Genomic DNA, 16,524 nt, shown 5'->3' with positions numbered 1-16,524 from the left:
CCCCGCAATGACCCGTCAGCCTCTCCAGACCTCTCTCGATCAGTACGAGGTGTGGTTCGTCACCGGCAGTCAGAACCTGTACGGCGAGGAGACGCTGCGTCAGGTCGCCGAGCAGTCGCAGGCGGTCGCCGAGGGGTTGGCCGGGCTGCCGGTGAAGGTGGTGTGGAAGCCGGTGCTGAAGGATTCCGACTCGATCCGGCGCCTCGCTCTCGAGGTCAACGGGCGTGATGACGTGATCGGCGTGATCGCGTGGATGCACACTTTCAGCCCGGCGAAGATGTGGATCGCGGGTCTGGATGCGCTGGCGAAGCCGTTGCTGCACCTGCACACGCAGGCCAACGTGGAGCTGCCGTGGGCGGAGATCGATTTCGACTTCATGAACCTGAACCAGGCCGCGCACGGCGACCGCGAGTTCGGGTACATCCAGACCCGGCTCGGCGTGGCCCGCAAGACCGTCGTCGGTCACGTGTCGACCCCGGCCGTGGTGGCGCAGGTCGAGGACTGGCAGCGCGCCGCGGCCGGCTGGGCCGCCGCGCGCACCCTCAAGCTCGCCCGGTTCGGCGACAACATGCGCTACGTCGCGGTCACCGAGGGGGACAAGACCGAGGCGGAGCTGCGTTTCGGGGTGCAGGTGAACACGTGGGGCGTCAACGAGCTCGTCGAGGCGGTCGAGCAGGTCGCGGATGCCGACATCGACGCGCTCGTGCAGGTCTACCTCGACAGCTACGACGTGGCCGACGAGCTCACGCCCGGCGCGGAGCGGCACCAGTCGCTGCGCGACGGCGCCGCGATCGAGCTCGGGTTGCGCTCGTTCCTGGAGGAGGGCGGCTTCGGTGCGTTCACGACCTCGTTCGAAGACCTCGGCGCGCTCAAGCAGCTGCCCGGTCTCGCGGTGCAGCGTCTCATGGCCGAGGGCTACGGGTTCGGCGCCGAGGGCGACTGGAAGACCGCGATCCTCGTCCGCGTGGCCAACGTCATGGGCGCGGGCCTGCCGGGCGGAGCGTCGCTCATGGAGGACTACACCTACGACCTCGTCCCCGGCTCGGAGCGCATCCTCGGCGCCCACATGCTCGAGGTCTCGCCCTCGCTGACCACGGCCACGCCGCGCCTGGAGGTGCACCAGCTCGGCATCGGCGGCAAGGACGACCCGGTGCGCCTGGTCTTCACCGCCGACCCCGGCCCCGCCCTGGTCGTGGCGATGAGCGACATGCGCGACCGGTTCCGCCTCGTCGCGAACGTCGTCACGAACGTCGACGCCCCCGACCTGCCCAAGCTGCCCGTCGGCCGCGCGGTCTGGGAGCCGGCACCCGACTTCGCCACGAGCGCCGCGTGCTGGCTCGCCGCCGGCGCCGCCCACCACACCGTGATGACCACCGCGGTGGGCATCGAGGTGTTCCGCGACTTCGCCGAGATCGCCAAGACCGAACTCGTCGTCATCGACGAAGACACCACCGTGCGCTCGTTCCAGCGCGAGCTGCGGTGGAACCAGGCGTACTACCGACTCGCCCAGGGCATCTGAGCGAGTCACGACAAACCCGACCCGAGGGGGCTCACCGATGAGACCACAGCCATACCCGTCCACGCGCGTATCGCGTCGGCGCTCCGGGCGCCGCGCGATCGCGGCATCCGTCACCGCCGCACTCGCGGTCTCGGTCATGGGCTTCACCGCCCCGCTGGCCGCGAACGCCGCCGTCGTGCCGGCGCCGACCGCGCACTACGACATGTCGCACTCCGGCACGTCGCTGCTCGATGTGTCGGGCAACGCACGCCACGCGGCGCTGACCGGGTTCACCGACGCGTCGTTCGCAGACGCGGGCGGTGACGACGTGCTGCGCTTCAAGGCCGATGGGTACGCCGCGCTCCCCAAGGGGCTCATCACCGGCACGGACAACGACTTCACGGTCGAGTACACGGTCACCACGCAGACGTCGGCGAACCACTTCGGCTGGGTCATCGGCGACGGCGTCGGTCCGTGGAACACGACGCAGCTCGGGAACCACATCTTCCTGAGCCCGCGGTCGGCGCAGGGCGGATACACGAACCAGGTGCTCGCGGCGATCCGCGTGAAGAGCGGCACCGACAACGGCGAGACCCGCATGCCCGCCGGTGGCGGACTGAACCCCGGCTTCACCACCCTGACGATGGTCGGCTCGGGCAGCACGCTCACGCTGTACCGCGACGGCGCCGTCATCTCGACGCTGACGCACACGCGGTCGCTCAGCTCGATCATCCCCGCCGGCAACGTGCTCGGCTACCTCGGCCGCTCGCTGTACCAGGGCGACGCGCTGCTGCGCGCCGACGTCTCCGACGTGAAGATCTGGGATGTGGCGCTGACCTCCGAGGAGGTCTCGTCGAGCATGCCGACGGCCGCCGAGAAGTCGGCGGCCACCGCGGCGCTGCTGCGCGGCGAGGTGCTTGCGGCGATGCTCGGTGCCAACCCCTCGCTCGACAGCGTCTCGAGCAACCTGACGCTTCCGGCGTCGGTCAACGGCGTCACGCTCGCGTGGTCGTCGTCGAACCCGTCGCTCATCTCGACGACCGGCGTGGTCTCTCGGACCATCACCGAGAATGCCACCGCGACGCTGACCGCCTCCACGTCTCTCGGCTCGACGCTGACGTTCGACGTGACGGTGCTCGCGCCGAACGTGGCTGCCGATCTCGACGCGATCTCGCTCGCGGCCCGCACCACCGAGAACCTGCCGTTGGCCACGAAGGGTGCCGTCAACGGCGCGTCGATCACGTGGACGTCGTCGGATCCCGCGCTGGTCACGCCGACGGATGCCTCGTACCAGGCCCCGGCCGTCGGTGCCGCCGACCCCTTCCGCGGCGGCGGGCTCGTCTCGCGTCCCGCGTACGGTGAGGGCGACCGCGAGGTCACGCTGACTGCGACCGCCACGCTGAACGGCCAGACCGCGCAGCGGACGTTCGACGTGACGGTGGCCGAGGTGGGTCGCTGGGCTCCTGACGCCGGATACGCCGCGGCGTACTTCAAGTCGGACGGCGACGAGAAGATCTACCAGGCGGCGACGTCGGGCAACGACTTCTTCACGTTCTCCCCGGTCAACGGCGGCAACGCGGTGATCACGTCCACCGCCGACACCAAGGGCCTGCGCGACCCGTACATCCTGCGGTCGAAGGACGGCGACAAGTACTACATGGTCGCCACCGATCTCTGCATCAGCTGCGGCACCGGATGGGGCCCCGCGCAGTCCAACGGCAGCCTCAAGATCGAGGTGTGGGAGTCGACCGACCTCGTGCACTGGTCCCGGACGAACGGTCAGAACGCCGGCATCACGATCAACCAGCCCGAGGCCGGCATGACGTGGGCCCCCGAGGCCTACTGGGATGACGAGCTGCAGTCGTACGTGGTGTTCTTCGCGTCGCGCCTGTACTCGGACGCCACCCACACGAACAGCGACAAGCTCTACGCCCGCATGTTCTACGTCCTGACGCGCGACTTCAAGACGTTCACGTACCCGCCGGCCACCTGGCAGGACACCGGCTACGCCCGCATCGACTCCACCGTCACCAAGATCGGGGATTACTACTACCGGTTCACCAAGAACGAGGAGGGCGGCGCCGCCGGAACCCTCGAGGCAGGGAAGGACATCTTCCTCGAGCGCTCGAAGGTCCTCACGGCCCCCACGACCTCGTCGAACTGGTCGGCCGACCCCGAGACGACGTGGCAGCTGACCGACACGCGCATGACGACCCTCGAGACCGGTCAGGCCGGCGAGGGGCCTGAGATCGTCAAGCTGAACGAGGGCGACCCGAACAACACCGGCGACGGCTACGTGTTCCTCGTGGACAACTACAGCGCCGGGGGCTACCGCGCCTTCGTGACGACCGGTGCGGCGATCGCCTCGAGCGAGCAGTCGAACCGCCTGTCGCAGCGCGCGGAGTGGGTCGTGCGTCCGGCCGGCGGCCTTCCCGCCAGCCCTCGCCACGGCGCGTTCGTGAGCGTCACCAAGACCGTGCTCGACGCGATGCGCGGATGGACCGACGTGAAGGCCGTCGGCTCGACGACCACGCTCACCGCCGACGGACGCACGGCCACCGCCGAGGTCGCTGCGGCGGACAAGGGCCAGGTCGCCGGCACGGTCACGTTCTCGGGCGGCGACTGGAGCAGGACGGTCACCCTCGACGAGGGCGCGGCGAGCGTCGAGGTGCCTGCGGGCGTCTCGTCCGTGACGGCGCGATACGACGGCTACTCCGACAACCTGGTCACCCCGTCGACCTCACCGGCCGTGACGTTCGGCCTCGAACTGACAGCGACCGGCACGACGCGCTGCGTGGCGGGCAAGGTGACCGAGATCGTCAGCGTCACCAACGCCGACGCTGTCACGGCCACCGTGACGGTCGCCGGCCGCTACGGCAGCAAGACGCTGACCGTCGCGGCGGGCAAGACCGCCTCGGCGAGCTTCACGACCCGCGCCGCATCGATCGCGGCCGACCCCGTGAGCATCATCGGCACCGCGACCGACGGGCGCACGCACGCGTCGACCGTGACGGTCGCCGCCGCCACCTGCCAGTAGGACGCACGGCGCAGGTCCCGCGACTCCGTTCGCGGGACCTGCGCCGCTCACGCGATACTGGGACCGCCTCCATCCACCACCTTCAGGGGACCCCTCCATGGCACGAATCCCGATGTCCGGTACGCAGCACGCCCTCCGCGCAGGCGATTACGAGGCGGTCATCGCCAGCATCGGCGCGACCCTCCGGTCCCTGACGCATCGCGGGCGTGACCTGGTCGTGCCGTTCGGCGCCGACGAGGTGCGCCCGTCCTACCGCGGCGCGACGCTCGCTCCCTGGCCGAACCGGATCGTCGACGGGCGCTACAGCTTCGGCGGCGTGGAGCGGCAGGTCGCGCTCACCGAGCCGGCCCGCGCTCACGCCCTGCACGGACTGGCATCGTGGCTGGACTTCGAGGCCGTCGACAAGGGGCCCGACCACGTGACACTCTCCGCGGTCATCCAGCCGCAGACGGGATACCCGTGGCGCGTCGTCGTGACGACGACCTTCTCGCTCGGGCCCGACGGCCTCACGCAGACGGTCACCGCCCGCAACGAGAGCGACGAGGCCGCTCCGTGGGGCACCGGTCCGCATCCGTACCTCGTTGCCGGCGAGGGGCTCGTCGACCAGTGGACGCTCGAACTGCCGGCGACCGACGTGCTCGCGGTGACGCCTGACCGCCTCATCCCGACCGACCTCGTCGCGGTCGACGCCGACGACCCCGCGCGGTTCGACTTCCGCTCGGCCCGCGGCATCGGCGGCGTCGAGATCGACCACGCGTACTCGGGTCTTCTGCGCGATGAGTCCGGCTACGCCACCGTCCGCCTCACAGCGGACGGCGGGTCAGGCGTCGAGATGTCGTGGGATGCCTCGTGTCCGTGGGTGCAGATCCACACGGCCGACAAGCCCGACCCGGCGCAGAGTCGCCTCGGCCTCGCGGTCGAGCCCATGACGTGCGCGCCCGATGCGTTCAACGATGCGGCCTACAGCTACGACAGCGGACTCATCACGCTCGAGCCGGGCGCGCAGTCGCAGGCGTCGTGGCGCATCGGAGCCATCGGCTGACCATCCGATCCGGGAGGAGAGGCACCGCCCCACCATCGCCGCACCGGCGGATCAGGCGGCACCCTCGACCCGCCGATACGGCGGCACCGCCTCAGTGATGGCCGGGGTCGACGACCCCGTGTGTTCCGTGACCGGTCGCGTTCCGGCCCGCCTCGGTCGCGCCCAGCGCGGGGGTGACGAGGCCGGCGACGAGCACTGCGGCGACCAGGATCGCCCAGAGCCGCGGGGGTGAGGCATCCGATCCGCCCCGCGCCAGCGCGCGCATGCGACCGGCGCAGGCCAGCGCGATCGACAGGAGGAGCGCGACCGCGGCAGCGACGGCGATCACGCTCGTTCGGACCGGATCGGCTGCGAGCGCGACAGTCGCGGCGGTGATGCCGAGAAGCGCGCCGGCGACGCCCGCCCGCGGGACGACGATGCGTCCGCGGGCGAGCGTCGTCGCCCCCCATACGAGTGCGGCGGCCCCGAGCGCGAGCAGGGCGATGCCGGCCCCCCGGGCGGCACCGCCCTGCGGCAGCGCTCCGGCGCCGACCGCGAGCTGGATGAGCCCCGCGCCCCACGCGGCGACGGCGGCCCAGGATGCGGCAGCCCCGCGAAGCCCCGTCCGGGGCGCCCGTGGGGACGCTCCGGACGGGAGCTGCGTCGTGGTGATCGCGGTGCTCATGCGCTCGACGTCAGACCGTGCGTCCGGGGACGTCGGAGCGGACGGTGCGCTCCGCACCCAGGCCCACACCCAGCAGCACCAGCGCGCTGGCGAGGTGCAGGAAGTGGTCGAACGTGTTGAGCGCGAGGATGTTCAGCGCGGTTCCGTCGAGGAAGAACCCGACGACGCCCAGCAGCAGGTAGGCCGCACCGATGATGATGTTCACGGTCTTGGCGGCGCGCACGTTGCTGAGGCCCGCGATGAGCAGCGCGGCGCCGATCAGCAGGTGCGCGATGTTGTGCAGCGGGTTGACCTCGAAGATGCCGAGGAGCAGTCCGCCCTCGGTCGCGATGAAGCCGACGCCGCCGGTGACGGCGAAGCCCAGCGCTCCGACGACGAGGTAGACGGCGCCGAAGATCGTGGCGACGAGGCGATTCGGTGACGAGCGCATGAGCGTTCCTCCTGTTCTGGCGGCGGATGCCGCATCTGGGTGTTGTTCGGATCCTTCGACGGATCGGTTTGGACCGCGGCCGATACGACGAAGGGCCCCGGCACTGCGGGGCCCTTCCGGCCGGGTGCCGCGGGAACCGCGGCGGAGTCTGCGGATCAGTTGTCCCGCAGATCCTCCTTGATGTCGTTGCGAGCGTGCACCGAGTCGCGCTCGGCCTCCGCCTTCCTCACTTCGGCGTCGGCTTTCATCTCGTCGAGCTTGTCGCCGACACGGTCGGAGGTGTCCTCCCACGTGTCCTTGATCTTCTCGCCGACGGCTTCCGCGGTCTGCTTCGCGTCGTCCATGAATCCCATGACAGCTCCCTTCGTGAAGGATCGTGTCCTTGACGCTAGGCCCATGCCGTGCGCGGAATAAGCGTCTTGCGCCGGGCGGCCGACATTGCTAAGGGCGGGAATTCGCGGCTCAGGGCTCCACGGGCGTCGTCGTGTCGATGGCTGCCCGCAGCGGGCGGCGCATCGGCGCCCAGTACCGGGTGGGCGCGACCCGCGACAGGATGTCGACCAGGCGCGCCTCGCGGCCCACCATCGTGCGCGCGCGTCGTCGGACGGTGGCCTCGACGATGCGCGCCGCGGCGTCCGCGGGGTCGGTGTGGTACATCGCGGCCTGTGCGGTGGCGGCCCGCTGCGCGACCGCCGGTTCGATCGCGGCGGCGTAGCGGCCGTGCAGGATGATCCCGGTCTTGACGCCCGCGGGGTAGATCGCGCCGACAGACACCGAGGTGCGTTCGAGCTCGTGGCGCAGCGACTCCGTGAAGCCGCGTACGGCGAACTTGCTCATCGCATAGGGGATGCGTCCCGCGGGCGCGGCGAGGCCGTAGATGCTCACGAGGTGTGTGATGTGCGCCGCGGGCGCTGTGCGCAGCGCGGGGAGAAGGGCCTTCGTGATGTTGACGGTGCCCCACAGGTTCACGTCCATGAGCCAGCGCATCTCGGCCATGGTGAGCTGATCGATGCTGCCCAGCATCGACGACCCGGCGCATGTGATCAGGGCCTGGACGCGCGGGTGGGATGCCTCGATCTCGCCCGCCAGTGAGAAGACGGCGGCATCGTCGGTGAGGTCGATCACGTGGCTGGTGTGTCCGGTGCCGGAGAGCTCGCCGGCCAGTGTCGACAGGCCCTCGGCGTTGCGATCCAGGAGCGCGAGACGCGCGCCGCGCCGGTCCAGCTCCCGTGCGACCTCGGCGCCCATTCCGCTCGCCGCTCCGGTGATCACCGTGGTCCTGCCGCGCACCTCCAGTCGTCGCATCCGCGCCATGACCGTCCCCCTCGTCGTCGTCGACCCGCGTCTACGATTCTCGCGGACATCGCGGGCACCTGCGGACGCTAGCCTCGATACGGGAGGTGCGATGGGCAAGACCGCGGAGGCGATCGCCGAGGGCGTGTCCATCGCGTCCGCGGCGGCGCGCCTCGCGGTCCGCAACCACATCCTGGTGGAGACGATCGCGCACGACGCACCGTTCGAGGTGAGCGCGTTCGCACCCTTCGCTCACGACACGCTCATCGCGCTCGCCGAGGAGCAGGAGGCCGCGGCGGCGCTCGCCAAGAAGCTGCGCAAGAAGGCGTGGGGGAAGTTCACCGATCCCGACGGCACGCACGACTACCGAGACCGCGATATGCGCAACCTCCGCAAGCGCCACCGTCAGTACGTCGGCGTGGCGAAGGAGCTTCGGCGCATCGCCGAGGATCCGCACGCCGTCCGCGCGCTCGTGGAGCAGTCGAGGGATGCCGCGTGGGGCGACGTCGAGGCAAACCTCCAGCGGCGGCTGCGCGTCGAGGGCATGCGACCCGACCTCGACCCCGACTACGACAAGCTGCGTGCCGCGCGCATGCAGTCGCTGCGGCTCGTCGACCTGCCTCGCCTGGCGGCGCACCGACGTCACCTGGCCGAGGTCGAAGCCGAAGGAGAGGCGGCGACGGATGCCCCGGCCGATGTGCCGGCCGAGGCACCCCGCGCGGCGGGGGTCGATCTCAGCGAGCTCGAATCCTGAGAGACGCGCGCGGCACGGCATCCGGCCGGGCTCGATTCGCGTGGCGCCGGGGCGTGAGGTATTCTTGACGACGTTGTGCGCGAGAGCGGATGACATGCGCCCGTAGCTCAATGGATAGAGCATCTGACTACGGATCAGAAGGTTAGGGGTTCGAGTCCCTTCGGGCGCGCACTGTGTTGAGACAGTACTGAGAAGAGCCGGTTCGCCGGCTCTTCTTCTGTCTCCGGCCCCCTACTCGCGCGTTTCCGGTGCGCTGTGGGCGATGGTCAGCTCGTGCGACTTGCCCTGCAGGAACGAGCAGAGCGCAGCCAGGACGGTCATCTCGTCGGACAGCATCTGCACCGTGCCGGCGGGGAGCGTGACGGTGTCTTCCCGGGGCTCGAACGTCACCACCCAGGCGGCGGAGTCGTGGTCGGCGGGCTGAAGATAGATCTCGGTGGGCGCACCGGGCAGGCGGAAGCCGACCAGCCCGGTGTCGTCGCCGTCGCCGCCGTCCTGTGCCATCACGCGAATCGTGCTGGCACTGCGATAGCCCAGCCCGCGGAACTCCTCCACCCACTCCTCGAGGAGGCTCTTGTCGTGAAAGGACATCCCCGACCCCTCCCGGCAGACGCTGTCCAAGCTCGCTTCCTGTCATTATCGGGTCGCGAAACCCCGGCGACAAGCGGGCGTCGCGAACTGGCCAGGCGAGCATCGCCGCTGGCGCGAGCGCAGGGGAGCGCGTGAGAATGTGCGGCATGAGACTCGTGCAGATCGCTCAGCACGCCGACGACCTCCGCCGTGCGTCGGACTTCTACTCGGCCCTCCTCGAGAGTGAGCCGACGGCGCTGTTCGATCCGCCGGGCCTGCTCTTCTTCGATCTCGACGGCGTGCGGCTGCTGCTGGATCGCCGCGCGCCCTCCTCGCTCGTGTACCTTCATGTCGACAACGTCCATGAGGCGCTCGAGCGGCTGGAGGGCGCGGAGGTCGTCTCGCAGCCGCACGTGATCTTCACGCACGACGACGACACGCTCGGGCCGGCGGGGCAGCAGGAGTGGCAGGCGTTCATCCGCGACTCCGAGGGCAACACGGTGGGTCTCATCTCCTTCCAGCAGCCTTAGCACCACGGTCACCCGGGAGCGAGGAGAATGAGCCGGTGGATTCCGCGTTCCCCGCCCTGACCGAGATGCCCGCCCCGCAGTTCGTGATGTCGGCAGAGGGGCATCGCATCGCCACGTATGTGTGGGGAGACGGCGACGGGCCGACCGTCCTGTGCGTCCATGGCTTCGCGTCGAGCTGCCGGGACAACTGGGTCAACACGGGGTGGGTGCGAGATCTCACGCGCGCCGGGTTCCGCGTGCTCGGGGTCGACCAGCGCGGGCACGGCGCGAGCGACAAGCCGCACGAGGCCGAGGCCTACGGCATGGACGCCCTCACCGCCGACCTGATCGCCGTGCTGGACACGTACCTGCTCGACTCCGTGCTGTACGCGGGCTACTCGCTCGGGGCACGCGTGGGATGGCAGCTGGCGGTGAACGCGCCCGAGCATGTCGAGCGCGCGGTGCTCGGCGGCATCCCGGACGGCCGTCCCCTCGCGCGACTGCAGATCGACCAGGCCCGCGCCTACGCAGAGCACGGAACACCTGTCGAGGACAAGGTCACCCACAACTACGTCACCCTCGCCGAGCGGGTGCCCGGCAACGACCTGCGGGCCCTCGTCGCGCTCGCCGAGGGCATGCGCCTGGGGGACGCGGATCCCGACCCCGCCGATCCGCCTCAGCAGCGGATCCTCTTCGCCACCGGCACGGAGGACGCCATCCTCGAGCGGTCCCGTGCGCTGGCCGCGGCCACGCCGCACGGCGACTTCGTGGAGCTGCCGGATCGCCACCACTTCAATGCGCCCGGTTCCCGCGTGTTCCGCCAGGCCGCCGTGGAATTCCTCGGTTCGACCGGCTGAGCCCGCTCTGTCCTCCCACCCCAGGTCGCGCCACGCGGTCCGGCTTCGGCGAAACCCGCCTCCGAGGGCCCGCGCTCACGTGCGATTCCCGCTCACTCCGGCACAGTGCCTGGAGGCCGTGCCCGGGTCGAGGCATCCTGCTCGTCTCGATGTGATCACGGTGCGCAGTCTGCGCGACCGAACGCGTAGCCTGGAGGGGTGAGCGCCTACGTCTCGGCGTTCGAGCTGTTCTCCATCGGCGTAGGACCCTCGAGCTCCCACACGGTCGGACCCATGCGGGCCGCCCTCGACTTCGTCGCACGCCTTCGCGACGCCGCCCTCCTGGATCGCGTCGAGCGGGTGACCTGCACGCTCTACGGCTCGCTCGGCGCAACCGGCATCGGACACGGGACTCCCGACGCCGTCGTCGCCGGCCTCAGGGGCCTCACCCCGGAGAAAGCCGATCCCGACGATGTGCGTGCGGCGTGGAGTTCGTGGACCGACGGAGGCGACCTGCTGCTCGACGGCACGCGGTCGGTGGCGTTCGGGAAGGACGACATCGCGTTCGAGCCGCGCACGCGCCTGCCCGGGCATCCCAACGCCATGATGCTCGAGGCCTGGGCGTCGGCGTCTGCCGGGAGGCCGCGCCGTGCGGTGACGGATGCCTCGGCCGCCGTCCGTACGACCGGCGACTCCTACCTGCCGCTGGCGGCGATTCCCGGCGGCGCCGACGATGCCGATCTGCTCGCGCGCGAGACCTACTACTCCGTCGGGGGCGGGTTCATCCGCCGCGAGGGCGAGCCGCCGCGCGTGCAGGCCCACGGCTTCCCGCTGGACTTCGGAAGCGCCGAGGAGCTGCTCGCGCTGTGCGACGAACGCGGCCTCACGATCGCCGAGCTCGCGCGCATCAATGAGGAGGCGCTGCGCACCGACGAGGAGATCGCGGCCGGCCTCGATGCGATCTGGAACGCGATGGCGAGCTGCGTCGACGCCGGCCTGCACGCCGACGGGGTGCTGCCCGGGATGCTGCAGGTGAAGCGCCGTGCCGGTTCGATCCGCGCGCAGCTGGAGGAGGCGGAGTCCGACGGCAGGCGGGAGCTCCCGGGGGAGTGGCTCGGCGCCTTCGCGCTGGCCGTGAACGAGGAGAACGCCTCGGGTGGACGCGTCGTGACGGCGCCCACCAACGGCGCCGCCGGCATCGTCCCCGCCGTCGCGATGTACTGGTGGCGATTCCTCGCCGACTCCGGACTCGGCGCCGGCAACGCGGTCACGCCCTACGGCGAGCTCGTCGGCAGCGCGCTGCTGGGCTATGACGGTCACGCTGCCGCGCCGGAGGAGGCGGCCGCGTGGGATGAGGCGGCCGTCGCGGACGCGAACCGCCGCCGAGGCATCCGTCGATTCCTGCTCACCGCGACCGCGCTGGGTTCGCTGTTCAAGGCGAACGCGTCCATCTCGGGTGCCGAGGGCGGCTGTCAGGCAGAGGTGGGCTCGGCGTGCGCGATGGCCGCGGGGGGCCTCACGGCCGTCATGGGCGGAACGAACCGTCAGATCGAGAACGCCGCGGAGATCGCCATGGAGCATCATCTCGGCCTCACGTGCGACCCGGTCGGCGGACTCGTGCAGATCCCGTGCATCGAGCGCAACGCGATCGCCGCGTCGACCGCCGTCACAGCCGCGCGCCTCGCGCTGCGGGGCGACGGCTCGCACTACGTCTCGTTGGACGCGGTGGTCGAGACCATGCGGCAGACCGGCATCGACATGTCCCACAAGTACAAGGAGACCAGCGAAGGCGGCCTCGCCGTCAACGTGATCGAGTGCTGACATCCATTAGCACTCGTGCATGGAGAGTGCTAATCTTGAATTGTTGAGTCGAGTCGACTCAACCCATTGATTCGAGAGGAGATCATCATGGCCACGTACGACCCGTTCCGTGAATTCGACCGCCTCGCGTCGAGTCTGCTCGACCCGCGCCGGGGTCCTCGACTCATGCCGATGGACCTCTACCGCGACGGCGATCACTATGTGCTGACCGCCGATCTGCCCGGCATCGATCCGGGCTCGGTCGACATCGACGTCGACGGTCAGCTGCTGACGATCCGCGCGGAGCGCTCCGTCCCCACCGGCGAGGGCGTCAAGTGGATCACCCGCGAGCGCGAGGGCGCGAGCTTCCTGCGTCAGCTGAGCCTGGGCCAGGGAGTGGACACCGAGCGCATCTCGGCCAGCTACGACAACGGCGTGCTGAGCGTCACCATCCCGGTGAGCGAGAAGGCGAAGCCGCGCAAGATCGAGGTGGCCTCGCAGAGCGGCTCGTCCGTGCTGCGCACGCACGAGAGCACCGAGGAGCACCAGCCGATCGAGCAGTGACTCGTCCGTCCTGAGCCGGTCGGCCGGTTCCGACACGGGTCGCCCCGCGCCCTCGAGGCCGGGGCGACCCTCGTTTCCCGGCGGCGTCAGCCGCCCGCCCGACGCCCACGGCGCACTCGTTCCACCGTCTCGCCGATCGCGACGGCCACGAGCAGCGCGGTGGCGAGGATCGACATCAGCAGCGCGTCGAGGGAGACGACCACCGCGACGGCGGCGAGCGTCGCGAACCCGGCGATGCCCGCGAGCTGGGTGCGCGGCCACCGCTCCTCGAGGACCCGGCGGAAGAGCACCGTCCCGACGAGGAAGAGCAGGGGGCCGCCGAGCACGGCCACGGTCGGCGCGAGGCCCGCTTCGTGCGGGTGCGAGAGGGCCTCCTTGTCGCCGACGCTCACCAGCACGATGCCGCCGATGATCGCCAGGTGGATCCAGGTATAGGCCGTGCGCGCCAGCCGGCCCGGCTCGTCGGAGGCCTCGATGGCCTCGGAGCCGATGCGCTCGCCGTGGTCGAAGTAGATCCACCACGCCGCGGCCGCCGTGAGGAAAGCCGCGGCCATCGCGGCGATCGTCTCGGTCGACGACTCCTTTCCCGCGAAGGTGAAGCCGGTCACGAGCAGGGTCTCGCCGAGTGTGATCAGCACGAACAGGGCCGTGCGCTCGGCGATGTGCGGGCCGGACAGATCCCACGCCCCGATGAGGACGCGGCCTCGACCGGGAACCGGGAACCCGAGGAGGGTCCCGAGCAGCTCGAGTCCGAGGGCGGCCACCCACAGCGGCAGCTGCCAGGGCAAGGGCAGCACGGCGCCGATGATCCACAGCGACGCGCTCGCACCCGTCCACACGAGCACGCGGGCGAAGTCCTTCGACACCGACGGGTCGTGTCGCGCGGTCGCCCACACGATGAAGATCGTGCGGCCGACCTGAAGCAGGACGTAGGCGATCGCGAAGGTCCAGGCCCGTTCGCCGAAGGCCTCCGTGATCGACACGCTCATGAGCAGGGCGATGAAGGCGAGCGCGATGACCGCGCCGCGAACCGGGAGCTTCGCCGGATCGAGCCAGTTGGTCACCCACGTCGTGGAGACCCACGCCCACCACAGCGCGCACACCATGATGACGCCCTCGAGCACGCCCATCGGCGTCTGGTTCTCGTACAGATACGCCGAGAGCTGCGTCAGCGCGAAGACGAAGACGAGGTCGAAGAACAGCTCGACGTAGGTGACGCGATCCGCCCGCGGGCTGTCCGTCGGCCGCATCACATTGCGGGACATCCCGAAGGCCATGCCTCATCATGGCACCCGTGCCGGACGCGTGCCCGGTCGCCGGATCGCAGTCGTAGGCTGTGCGCGTGGCGGAGTACGTCGTTCCCACGCCGAAGCGGCGGCGTGGCAGGCCGCGCGCCGGCGAGTCCGACGCGCGCGAGCGGATCTTGGCGGCCGCCGTCGAGGAGTTCGGCGAGGCGGGCTACGACGGCGCGACGATCCGCGGGATCGCCGCTCGAGCGGGCGTCGACTCGGCGCTCGTCCACCACCACTTCGGAACGAAGGCCGACCTGTTCGGCGAGACGATCCGGGCCCCCATGCGTCCGGATCTCGCGCTGCCCGAGATCCTCGCCGGTCCTCGCGATCAGGTCGGCGTGCGGATCGTCCGCTACATCCTCGAGACCTGGGAGCAGCCCGAGGTGCGCCGCCGGGGTGTCGTGCTGCTTCGGACCGCGATCGGGAACAAGCTGACCACGCCCCTGCTCGCCGGATTCCTCTCGCGCGAGCTCCTCTCGCGGATCGCGCACGCCCTCGAGGTCGAGGACGCCGACCTGCGCGCGACGCTCGCGGCATCGCAGATCGCCGGCCTGCTGATCGCCCGTTACGTGCTGCGGCTGCCGGCGCTCGCCGAGGTATCCGTCGACGAGCTCGTCGCCCGCATCGGGCCGACTCTCCAGCGGTACCTCTTCGAGTGATCTCGCCGACCCGCATCGACCCTTGACCCGGGCCGTTCCCGGGCGAATAATTCATCGCGTGATGAATAATCGGCCGGAGATCGCCGTGGCGGTCCGCGGCCTGCACGTGCGGCGCGGCAGGACCGAGGTGTTCGCGCATCTCGACCTCGACATCCCGCGCGGGCAGATCACGGGGCTGCTGGGGCCCTCCGGCTGCGGCAAGACGACCCTCATGCGCTCGATCGTCGGGGTGCAGAAGATCGCCGGCGGCACCGTGACCGTGCTCGGCGACCCTGCGGGCACGTCCGTTCAGCGTCGACGCGTGGCATACGACACTCAGGCGGCATCGGTGTACGGCGACCTGACGATCGAGCAGAACCTGCGTTACTTCGCCCATGTGATCGGCGCGCCTGCCGGCGACGTCGACCGCGTCATCGGGGCCGTGGGGCTCGAGGACCAGGCTCGTCAGACCGTCGACTCGCTCAGCGGCGGACAGGAGAGCCGTGTCTCGCTCGCCGTCGCGATGCTGGGGAGGCCCGAGCTGCTCGTGCTGGACGAGCCCACGGTGGGCCTCGACCCGCTGCTCCGAGCGGAACTGTGGGACCTCTTCCGCGGCCTCACCGCCGCCGGCGCCACGCTCGTCGTGAGCAGCCACGTGATGGACGAGGCGCTTCGGTGCGACCGGCTCGTCCTCATGCGCGCCGGGCGGATCATCGCCGAGACGACGCCGGGCGGCCTCCTCGCCGATACCGGCGAGACGGATCCGGATGCCGCCTTCCTCGCGCTCGTCCAGAGAGATGCCGCGGTCGATCACCGGCCGACGACGCGGCGTCAGGCGCGTGAGGAGGCCGGGGAGTGAACGTCGCACGCACCCTCGCCACCGCGGCGCGTGTCCTGCGCCAGCTCAGACATGATCCGCGCTCGATCGCCCTCATGCTCGTGGCGCCGAGCCTGCTCGTGGGCCTCTTCGCCTGGCTGTTCAGCGAGCAGGAGGGCGTGTTCGACATCTACGGGCCGCCGATCCTCGCGCTGTTCCCGTTCACCATCATGTTCCTCATCACGTCGATCACGACGCTGCGCGAGCGGCGTTCCGGGACGCTCGAGCGTCTGGTGACGACGCCGCTCGGCAAGGCCGACTTCATCGCCGGCTACGCCCTCGCGTTCGGCCTGATGGCGATGCTGCAGGCGGTCGTCACGGTGTCGTTCGCGGTGTGGGTGTGCGGGCTCGAGCCCGAGGGGCCGGTGTGGCAGCTGGGCCTCGTCGCCGTCACCGATGCGATCCTCGGCATGGCGCTGGGACTCCTCGCGAGCGCGTTCGCGCGCACCGAGTTCCAGGCGGTGCAGTTCATGCCGCTGGTCGTCTTCCCGCAGATCATCCTCGGCGGCCTGTTCATGCCGCGCGATCAGATGCCCGAGGCGCTCGAGGTCATCAGCAGCTTCCTGCCGCTGAGCTACGCGATCGATGCCATCAACGCCGTGACCGCGGGCGACGAGGGCTGGGACGTCTTCGGCCCGCTGCTCGTCGTAGTGGGCTTCCTGGCGGGGGCGCTCATCCTCGCGCCGCTCACGCTGCGTCGACGTACCCCGTAGCAGGCGA

17 protein-coding genes and 1 tRNA gene are annotated in these 16,524 nt (G+C 70.4%); 12 read left to right on the top strand and 6 right to left on the bottom strand.

The genetic code is table 11. From position 1 onward, the window contains the following. Positions 1-7: 7 nt before the first annotated feature. From araA to HF323_RS07615, 3 genes are all read left to right on the top strand, one after another. Positions 8-1,519, top strand: a complete 1,512-nt coding sequence (gene araA, locus HF323_RS07625; protein WP_169581955.1) for an L-arabinose isomerase — start codon at positions 8-10, stop codon at positions 1,517-1,519. 37 nt (positions 1,520-1,556) lie between these two features. Continuing rightward, complete coding sequence (locus HF323_RS07620; protein ID WP_169581954.1) at positions 1,557-4,535, top strand: immunoglobulin-like domain-containing protein; 2,979 nt, start codon at positions 1,557-1,559, stop codon at positions 4,533-4,535. A gap of 97 nt (positions 4,536-4,632) precedes the next feature. Further along, positions 4,633-5,577 (top strand): aldose 1-epimerase family protein, encoded by a 945-nt coding sequence (locus tag HF323_RS07615; RefSeq protein WP_169581953.1) that lies wholly within the window; start codon positions 4,633-4,635, stop codon positions 5,575-5,577. A gap of 91 nt (positions 5,578-5,668) precedes the next feature. On the opposite strand, the gene HF323_RS07610 is transcribed toward HF323_RS07615, so the two are convergent. The 4 genes from HF323_RS07610 to HF323_RS07595 all read right to left on the bottom strand — a co-directional run bounded on the left by HF323_RS07610 (position 5,669) and on the right by HF323_RS07595 (position 7,985). Next, complete coding sequence (locus HF323_RS07610) at positions 5,669-6,241, bottom strand: hypothetical protein (protein WP_169581952.1); 573 nt, start codon at positions 6,239-6,241, stop codon at positions 5,669-5,671. A gap of 10 nt (positions 6,242-6,251) precedes the next feature. Then, on the bottom strand, positions 6,252-6,671 hold the full coding sequence (locus HF323_RS07605; RefSeq protein ID WP_169581951.1) for a DUF4383 domain-containing protein: 420 nt from the start codon (positions 6,669-6,671) through the stop codon (positions 6,252-6,254). Between the two features lie 155 nt (positions 6,672-6,826). Then, positions 6,827-7,024 (bottom strand): hypothetical protein, encoded by a 198-nt coding sequence (locus HF323_RS07600; protein WP_169581950.1) that lies wholly within the window; start codon positions 7,022-7,024, stop codon positions 6,827-6,829. A 109-nt stretch (positions 7,025-7,133) separates the two neighbouring features. Further along, complete coding sequence (locus HF323_RS07595) at positions 7,134-7,985, bottom strand: SDR family NAD(P)-dependent oxidoreductase (protein ID WP_223169218.1); 852 nt, start codon at positions 7,983-7,985, stop codon at positions 7,134-7,136. 91 nt (positions 7,986-8,076) lie between these two features. Between HF323_RS07595 and HF323_RS07590 the strand changes: the two genes are divergently transcribed. Both HF323_RS07590 and HF323_RS07585 read left to right on the top strand, forming a co-directional pair. Beyond that, positions 8,077-8,718 carry an asparagine synthase gene (locus HF323_RS07590; RefSeq protein WP_169581949.1) on the top strand — a complete coding sequence of 214 codons (642 nt, stop codon included), beginning with the start codon at positions 8,077-8,079 and terminating at the stop codon, positions 8,716-8,718. Between the two features lie 96 nt (positions 8,719-8,814). Next, positions 8,815-8,887: transfer RNA gene (locus HF323_RS07585), tRNA-Arg, on the top strand. A gap of 62 nt (positions 8,888-8,949) precedes the next feature. Here HF323_RS07585 and HF323_RS07580 read toward each other — a convergent pair. Continuing rightward, entirely contained in the window at positions 8,950-9,309 is a 360-nt protein-coding gene (locus tag HF323_RS07580; protein WP_169581948.1) for a hypothetical protein, read from the bottom strand. Between the two features lie 146 nt (positions 9,310-9,455). Between HF323_RS07580 and HF323_RS07575 the strand changes: the two genes are divergently transcribed. From HF323_RS07575 to HF323_RS07560, 4 genes are all read left to right on the top strand, one after another. Next, positions 9,456-9,818: a methylmalonyl-CoA epimerase gene (locus HF323_RS07575; RefSeq protein WP_169581947.1), complete on the top strand. Its 363-nt coding sequence runs from the start codon at positions 9,456-9,458 to the stop codon at positions 9,816-9,818. A gap of 35 nt (positions 9,819-9,853) precedes the next feature. Further along, positions 9,854-10,654 carry an alpha/beta hydrolase family protein gene (locus tag HF323_RS07570; protein WP_169581946.1) on the top strand — a complete coding sequence of 267 codons (801 nt, stop codon included), beginning with the start codon at positions 9,854-9,856 and terminating at the stop codon, positions 10,652-10,654. Between the two features lie 198 nt (positions 10,655-10,852). After that, positions 10,853-12,454: an L-serine ammonia-lyase, iron-sulfur-dependent, subunit alpha gene (locus HF323_RS07565; RefSeq protein WP_169581945.1), complete on the top strand. Its 1,602-nt coding sequence runs from the start codon at positions 10,853-10,855 to the stop codon at positions 12,452-12,454. An 87-nt stretch (positions 12,455-12,541) separates the two neighbouring features. Next, on the top strand, positions 12,542-12,997 hold the full coding sequence (locus HF323_RS07560; RefSeq protein ID WP_169581944.1) for an Hsp20/alpha crystallin family protein: 456 nt from the start codon (positions 12,542-12,544) through the stop codon (positions 12,995-12,997). Positions 12,998-13,083: 86 nt separating this feature from the next. On the opposite strand, the gene HF323_RS07555 is transcribed toward HF323_RS07560, so the two are convergent. Then, complete coding sequence (locus HF323_RS07555) at positions 13,084-14,274, bottom strand: low temperature requirement protein A (RefSeq protein WP_169581943.1); 1,191 nt, start codon at positions 14,272-14,274, stop codon at positions 13,084-13,086. Between the two features lie 65 nt (positions 14,275-14,339). Here HF323_RS07555 and HF323_RS07550 point away from each other — a divergent pair, with 65 nt between their 5' ends. From HF323_RS07550 to HF323_RS07540, 3 genes are all read left to right on the top strand, one after another. After that, positions 14,340-14,948, top strand: a complete 609-nt coding sequence (locus tag HF323_RS07550; RefSeq protein WP_169581942.1) for a TetR family transcriptional regulator — start codon at positions 14,340-14,342, stop codon at positions 14,946-14,948. A gap of 61 nt (positions 14,949-15,009) precedes the next feature. After that, positions 15,010-15,786: an ABC transporter ATP-binding protein gene (locus tag HF323_RS07545; protein ID WP_169582155.1), complete on the top strand. Its 777-nt coding sequence runs from the start codon at positions 15,010-15,012 to the stop codon at positions 15,784-15,786. Beyond that, on the top strand, positions 15,783-16,517 hold the full coding sequence (locus HF323_RS07540) for an ABC transporter permease (RefSeq protein WP_169581941.1): 735 nt from the start codon (positions 15,783-15,785) through the stop codon (positions 16,515-16,517). Before HF323_RS07545 ends, HF323_RS07540 begins: the two co-directional genes overlap by 4 nt. Positions 16,518-16,524 lie beyond the last annotated feature (7 nt).

This window comes from Microbacterium sp. MF43 (assembly GCF_012847295.1).
Taxonomy (GTDB): Bacteria; Actinomycetota; Actinomycetes; order Actinomycetales; family Microbacteriaceae; genus Microbacterium.
This window is presented reverse-complemented; position numbering and strand designations above follow the sequence as displayed.